The organism is Rhodococcus sp. EPR-134, assembly GCF_001647205.1.
Lineage (GTDB): Bacteria > Actinomycetota > Actinomycetes > Mycobacteriales > Mycobacteriaceae > Rhodococcus_F > Rhodococcus_F qingshengii.
This window is the reverse complement of record NZ_LVCT01000356.1, coordinates 1-6,890: the sequence shown is the minus strand read 5'-3', so window position 1 is coordinate 6,890 and position 6,890 is coordinate 1. Positions and strand designations below refer to the sequence as shown.

Below are 6,890 nucleotides of genomic sequence, written 5' to 3'. Positions count from 1 at the left end.
CGAGATCTCGTCGTCACCGAGCCCGAGAGTCCACACCGGCTGAGGTAGCGGCGACGTCGCCACCACGCGCAACGCCGACCGGACGGCATCGGGGCTGGTGGCCTGTGCGGCCCGATCATCGGCAGCGAGCTCGACCAGCCGCCGCACCGCAGCGGGAGCCGCTTTGAACAGCGGGATCACCGGCAGCGCCTTCGCGAAGACTTCACACACATTAATGATCCGGTGATGCTGCCCTCGCAAGTGTGCCCGCTCGTGCGCGATCACCGCTTCGCGCTCGGAGGCGGTCAAGCAATCGGAGAGACCTTTGGTCGCTACGACGAATCCCGGCCGTCCAGCGACGCTGTAGGCCATCGGCATCGGATGATCAAGCCAGAGAACATCATCCGATGCCGGATCTGCGCGGGCGATGATCGATACGACATCACGGTGGTAGTCGCGGACCTTGGCTCGGCCCTTATGTTGCCGATGAGCCAAGAACAAGCTGCGAACGGCGATGAGCGCGGTAACCGCAACTCCGCCGACAGCGAGCGCTTCCCCGATCCAGGGGGCCATCGCGTGTTGGAAGGCAGTGAAGCATCGCACAAGGGCCTCGGAGAGCCCTTCCGCTGGTGCATGGCTCGGCCACAGAAGGATCACTACTGCCGATACGGCAAGGAATCCCAGACCCACGATGCTGCCGATCCATGCCGCGAGAATCGCTGCAGGAGCCAGAGTGGTCGATTCGAAACGCCGCAAAACCTTGGGCATGAACGCTCCGATGAGCACGGCCCCGAGAAGGAGGACTGCGGCGAGAGTCATCTACCGAACCTTGCCGTGATCCAGTGCTCGCCGCAGTGCCTCGTATTCGTCATCGGAGACGTTTTGCGCGAAGTGCAGAAGCGCTGAAACAGAGTCATTGCTGTTGTCGAGTAATTCGCGCATGGCCAGTGAGGTCGCTTCATCGCGGCTACGCGATGGCGAATAGATGTATGCGCGGCTTCGTTTTTCCCTCTGCACCCACCCTTTTTCGTGAAGGTGCGTCACGACGGTCAAGATCGTGGTGTATGCCTTCGGGGCGCCGCCCTCGAAGCGGTCGACCAGATCCCGCACAGACTGCGGCTCTTCTGCATCCCACAGGAGATCCATCACTTCGGATTCGAGCCCGCCGAGTCTCTTCATCTTCCTTCCCCCTTCGGAAATCGTCGATTGCGTCAGTCACTGACGGCCGGAGGCTGGATCTGTACCCCACGCGCGTCCAACCATGCCATGGGATCGACCTTCTGGCCGTCTGCCTGCCACACCTCGTAATGCAGATGTGGCCCTGTTGATTGTCCCCTGTTTCCTACCGTCGCAATCAATTCTCCGGCACGCACCTTTTGACCCGCGGTTACCAGAGTCTCGTTGATGTGTCCGAAGACCCCGATTGTCCCGTCATCCTGCAGGATACGGACCCACAGTCCGAAACCGGACGCAGGTCCGGACTCGAGTACCGTGCCGTCGGTGACGGACACGATAGGTGTACCGATCTCATTGGCAATGTCCAACCCGTAATGAGTCGACCCCCAACGCGGTCCGTAGTTCGACGTCAATGTTCCGCTGACAGGAGCCATCGTCAGCGGTTGGCGTGCAGCTGCCTCTCTCGAAGCGCGATCGGTGTCGCGTTCGGTGCCTCGAGCCAACTGTTCGGCCAGCCTCCCCAGCTCGGCCAGTTTGGGAACCTGGAGAATTTCCGGAGCCGATGCCAGCGCCTGCTCGAGAGGTGCCAACGGTTGCTGGTCGAGCTCGACGGGAACACTGACGCTCCCTGTCGATGCATGTGAGGCGGATGTGCCGGCGGCAAGCAAAGCGCCGGTGGCGACAGAGAGAACCAAAGCCCGTCCACCAGGACGATTGCGGGACTGTCGGCGATGAGCGCCGCCGCGTCGCGCCTGAACGCTTCCAGCGACGGATTCCCGGTCGACTGCAGATGCGGTGGAGATATACATCGTGTCGACTGGCAGGTCTCGATCGCTGTGTGGCGTGCCGAAAAGATAACTTTCCCGAAGTGGGCAGTCGAGATCGTCGGTGTCGGGCTTGCGGTGTCGGGCCAAGATCGCATTCCTTGCGTCGCGGAAGGTCACAGAATGGTGACGGTCCCAGACAGCGTACTACTATTTCGCATAGTTTTTGGGCGAGCGTTGACAAAATTCAAAATCTCGACAGACCGCCCCGCTGCGAATGCACCTTCTCCTACTCATGTGCCGCGCGGTGGCATCTCGGCGAGCAGCACGCGGTGAGGAGAAACCCTGTCGCGATTGCCAGGGGCACTGCTCCGATCGCGATTATCAGTCCGGCACCGAACCGTTGATCTCGCGAGAAGTCGTCGAGCCAGCCGCGCTGCAACGACGCGAAGTACTGATCGGCAATCACCGTGTCAGTGGCGATCAGTGCTGCTGCGAGGCCCCCGTAGGCCAAGAACGCCGCCAGGAGCAGGGTCGTCCTGATCGCGGCGCTCGCTCGCCTCGGCAAGGGATCGACGCCGACCATGACCCAGAAGAACATGAAACCGCAGATCAGCAGGGTTCCGTTGATCACCAGATGGGGGACGTGCGAGCCGGCGACAGCGCTGTACATCCCCCCCAGGTAAAGGAGAGGCAGGGCTCCGGCGAAAATCACAGCGATCACATAGGGCTGGGACATGAATCGGAACCAGGAGCCTCTGTACACGCTTTGCGCCCATTCCCTCAGCCCCGGCGCATCTCCGGACGATCGCCGAACGGAGAGCCTGAACAGCGTGAACGGGGCGCCCAGGACCAGACAGAGTGGAGCAAGGACCGCCACGGCGGACGTTGCCGCCATATGCATACTCATCACTGCAGGTGCATACCTACCCACTCCCGATGATGTTGCGACAAGCAACACCAGGCACCCCAGAGCCCAGCTGACCGATCGGAACGTCGACCACTGCACGCCCTGCTGTCGGAGGCGAAAAACGCCGACGACGTAGCACGCAGCCAACACCACGGCGAGAGTTCCGAAAATGAGATCGAATCGCCAGTCGACGAGCAAGCGGCCCGCAGTCGGTACGCCATCGAGCGCATACCCGAGCACCTCCTCGACTCTGCTCGGATCCTGTCGCTCCGTGGGCGCCGGGGGCGGCGTGCGGCCCAGGGCGACGGCGATACCGACGGTTACTGCGAGAACCACCGACTCCACCACTGCCAGACGAATGAAGGTGCGACCGTCGCTAGGATCCTTCGTCAGTTCGGCGATCGCGATTTTCCGTTGGCGCCAACCTGCCAGTCCGGTGAGGACCAAGGCGGCGACTTTGGCAAGAATCAAGACACCGTAGGTGCTACTCCACACCGCGGTGAGCGGCACCCGCACGGCAGCGTTGACCACACCGCTGATCGCTATGACGACGAACGCCATGAGTGCCACGGCCGAGAAGCGGCGCGCGGCGAAGTCGAGATAGCTCCCCTTTCTGCGGGCATGCAACACGAGAGCCGCTATTCCTCCCATCCAAATCGACGCCGCGAGGATATGCAGAACCAAACTGTTCGTGGCGATGTCGTGGGATCCACCCGAAGAGGAGTGACCCGACAATGCCCTGGGGAGCAGGCTGAACAAAGCGAATGCGAGAAGTAACGGTGTCCACGAATATCGCAGGGTCAGACGACACGCAATCGCGAGCACGAGTGCGAGCCCTGCGGTCCATGCCCATGCAGTTGTGACATCGATGTCCGAAATCGCGCGAGCGAACAGCCCTGGATCGGCGAACACGACGGAGAGAGGTTGGCCTGAACTGTCCGAGAGGGTGAGTGGAACGAGCAGCGCCGCGCATACCGCCCAGATAGCGGCGGCGACGCTTGCGGTTCGTAGCGCCAGATATCCGTCGACATCGAGTACACCTGAGGCTTGAGGCGGAACGAGAACGGCAGCCAAAAGTAGACTGCCTACGGTCATCACGGCGGCAACCTCGCCGAACGCCATCACCGCCGGGAGTCCGTAAATCGTCAAGGGCCCCGGATCTGGAAGTCCGAGCAATCGCAGCGCCTCGGAAGTTGATGCGCGCGCCAATGCCGCCGCAGTGATTGCAGCTATGACACCCCATCCCAATACTTTCCGTATGGGTCGTCCGACGACGAGGGTATCGGCGCCGGACGGTTCGGTTTCGATCATTTGCGGGTGGACCTCTCAGCATTGTGGATCTCGCCCGCGCGATCGGTGCTCCGGACCAAAATACTATGACGGATAGTTGCATGGGTGCTTCAGCCAGGGTTTACTGAAACTCTCTCGTTGGCAAATATGCGCATATGAGAATACGACGCTCCAGTCATAGGCGAGAAGGGCATATCGAGATGGGTCACGGCCATGGGCACGGCGTTGCGGAACAAGCTGCGAGTGCATCGGGTAAACATGTCCGCAAATTATGGATAGCCGTCGGGCTCGGTCTGGTCACGTTCGTCACGCAAGTCATCGTGGGGTTGTCCACGTCATCGCTCGCCCTGCTCTCCGACTCCGCACACCTCTTCACCGATGTGTTCGGCATCCTCATGGCATTGACCGCTATCTTGCTTGCGCAAAGAGCGCGATCGCGCCCGGATCGCACGTTCGGTATGTACCGGGCGGAGGTGTTCGCTGCCTTGTTCAATGCCCTACTCCTGTTCGGTGTCGCCGGATGGGTTCTCTACGAAGCTCTCGGTCGACTTTCCGATCCGCCTGAGGTCCCTGGACTCCCGGTGAGCATCGTCGCTGTCGTCGGCCTCGTGATGAACATCGCGGCATTCTTGCTGCTTCGCAGCGGGGCGAAGGAAAGCATCAACGTCCGGGGCGCCTATCTCGAGGTCATGGCTGACATGCTCGGGTCCGTTGGAGTCCTGATCAGCGGATTGGTCACACTGATCTTCGGATGGCGGTACGCGGATCCGGTGATCGGTGTTGCGATCGGCTTGTTCGTCCTACCGCGTGCCTACAATCTCGGCCGCCATGCCCTGCGGATCCTGCTCCAGCACGCCCCCGCCGGCGTGAGCATCACCGAGGTGACGCAAGCCTTGCAGGGGATCCCCGGGGTCAAGGACGCCCACGACCTTCACATCTGGACGCTCACATCGGGCATGGAAGTTGCGTCGGCGCATCTGACGATCGACGAGGAGTCCGATCCGACCAAGGTTCTCGCTGCTGCCCAGGATCTGTTGGCCACCCAGTTCAATCTCGTTCACGCGACCCTGCAGGTAGAACCCGCCGCGGGTGACGGGCGTTGCCAGGAGCTTCCGTGGTGAGTACCAACGAGGTGACCACGAACGACAAATCCGCCCATCACAAGAGACGAATTCTCTTCGCTACGACGGCGCTGATTTCGGTCGTCGTCGCCCTGACGATTGAGCCCGTTGCGCGGAAGCACCTGTCCGGGGTCAACGAGATGGATCTGGGCGTCGTCAGTTTGAGGCTGGCATACAACAGTGGTGTCGCCTTCAGTCTGGGTAATCAGCTGCCGAGTGCCGTCATCATCGCCTTTACCGCTCTCGCCACCATGGGAATCGCCGTATACGCCTGGCGGAGTGTCCCGCAAAGTCGTGGGGTGGCTGTGATCGGTTTCGCTCTGATTGTCGCCGGAGCTGCCTCCAACGTGGTCGACCGAGCCCTCGACGGGAAGGTCACCGACTACTTCCACACCGGCTGGTGGCCCACCTTCAATCTTGCCGATACCTACCTCACCTGTGGATTCATCCTGGTCGTCGTGTCGCTGCTGGTCGAATCCTCGCGCGGGTCCGAACGTGAGATTCAGCGTCCGCAATCCGTGTGACCTGACTCGGAGCGAGGAGGGAGCCGGAGCGCTGTCAGCAGGGAAGCAGTCCATCTCTGCGAACTTCTGCGGTTCGAGGTGGCGAAACCACGACGCCCCCACTCGTCGAAAATTCGCGTGGTCCGCCTGTTTTCGGTCGAATGCGTTCGGATAGTTTGGTGTCTATGAAAATAAAGTTTGGCATGACAAACTTTGAGGTGTGACTCTCGTGACTGTCAGGAATGTCGATGCTTCGGTCGGGTGGCCATGAGCGCACCGTCGCGGCGACAATTGTTGATCGGTGGGGCGCTCGCCGGATCAGCCGGACTCATGATGAACGCAGGAAGAGTTGCGGGCGCATCGCCTACCGAGCATCCCGGAAACACCAACCCGAGTACCGCCGCACCTGACGGAGACGGCGGAGTCCGTCACGGCGGCACGAGCGGCGCGACCTTTCGGGCCGGTCAGCAGGTGAACCACACTGCCAACGGGTTTCATCCCACGGCACTGCTGCGGGACTTCGACTACGGGACGACCTCCGAATTGCCTGACGGTCGAACGCTACGCGAGTGGGAGATCTTCGCAGCCGACGAAGAGATCGAGGTAGCACCAGGAGTCTATTTTCCGGCGTGGACCTTCAACTCCCGCATTCCGGGTCCCGCGTTGAGATGCAGTGAGGGAGACCGGCTCCGAGTGAAGTTCGTCAACGGCTCCGCGCACCCACACACGATGCACTTTCACGGAATCCATCCCGCTGAAATGGACGGAATTCCCGGGGTGGGGCGGGGAATCATCGAGCCGGGCGAATCATTCACTTACGAATTCGATGCCATCCCTTTCGGATTGCATCTCTATCACTGCCACGTCAATCCACTGGCAGAGCACATCGCCCGCGGCATGTACGGCACGTTCATCGTCGATCCAGCTCAGGGGCGCCCTGCGGCCGACGAAATGGTGATGGTGATGCACGGCTACAACACCACATTCGACGGGCAAGGAAACCAGCTCTACGCCGTCAACGGCATCCCGTTCCATTACATGCACGAACCTGTACAGGTGAAACGAGACGAACTGGTTCGCATCTACCTGGTCAACATCCTCGAATACGACCCGATCAACAGCTTCCACCTACACGGAAACTTCTTCG

Annotated in this window: 7 protein-coding genes; 3 read left to right on the top strand and 4 right to left on the bottom strand. The window is 61.1% G+C overall.

The genetic code is table 11. The features are described from left to right. The 4 genes from A2J01_RS15885 to A2J01_RS15870 form a co-directional block, all read right to left on the bottom strand. On the bottom strand, positions 1-798 hold a 798-nt coding region (locus A2J01_RS15885), incomplete at its 3' end, for a M56 family metallopeptidase (RefSeq protein ID WP_064113083.1). Continuing rightward, positions 799-1,158, bottom strand: a complete 360-nt coding sequence (locus tag A2J01_RS15880; RefSeq protein WP_003944627.1) for a BlaI/MecI/CopY family transcriptional regulator — start codon at positions 1,156-1,158, stop codon at positions 799-801. Between the two features lie 32 nt (positions 1,159-1,190). Beyond that, the gene (locus tag A2J01_RS15875; protein WP_261779397.1) at positions 1,191-1,964 is read right to left on the bottom strand and encodes a M23 family metallopeptidase; all 774 of its coding nucleotides are present in this window, start codon (positions 1,962-1,964) and stop codon (positions 1,191-1,193) included. A gap of 244 nt (positions 1,965-2,208) precedes the next feature. Next, positions 2,209-4,140, bottom strand: coding sequence for a bifunctional copper resistance protein CopD/cytochrome c oxidase assembly protein (locus A2J01_RS15870; protein ID WP_064113082.1), 1,932 nt, complete (start codon positions 4,138-4,140; stop codon positions 2,209-2,211). 179 nt (positions 4,141-4,319) lie between these two features. Here A2J01_RS15870 and A2J01_RS15865 point away from each other — a divergent pair, with 179 nt between their 5' ends. The 3 genes from A2J01_RS15865 to A2J01_RS15855 form a co-directional block, all read left to right on the top strand. Then, positions 4,320-5,240, top strand: coding sequence for a cation diffusion facilitator family transporter (locus A2J01_RS15865; protein ID WP_064113081.1), 921 nt, complete (start codon positions 4,320-4,322; stop codon positions 5,238-5,240). Further along, a complete protein-coding gene (gene lspA, locus A2J01_RS15860) occupies positions 5,237-5,764 on the top strand; it encodes a signal peptidase II (RefSeq protein ID WP_047270588.1) in 528 nt (175 codons plus the stop codon). The genes A2J01_RS15865 and lspA overlap by 4 nt, the downstream gene beginning before the upstream one ends. A gap of 240 nt (positions 5,765-6,004) precedes the next feature. After that, positions 6,005-6,890: multicopper oxidase domain-containing protein (locus tag A2J01_RS15855; protein WP_442971567.1), on the top strand; the 886-nt coding region annotated here is incomplete at its 3' end.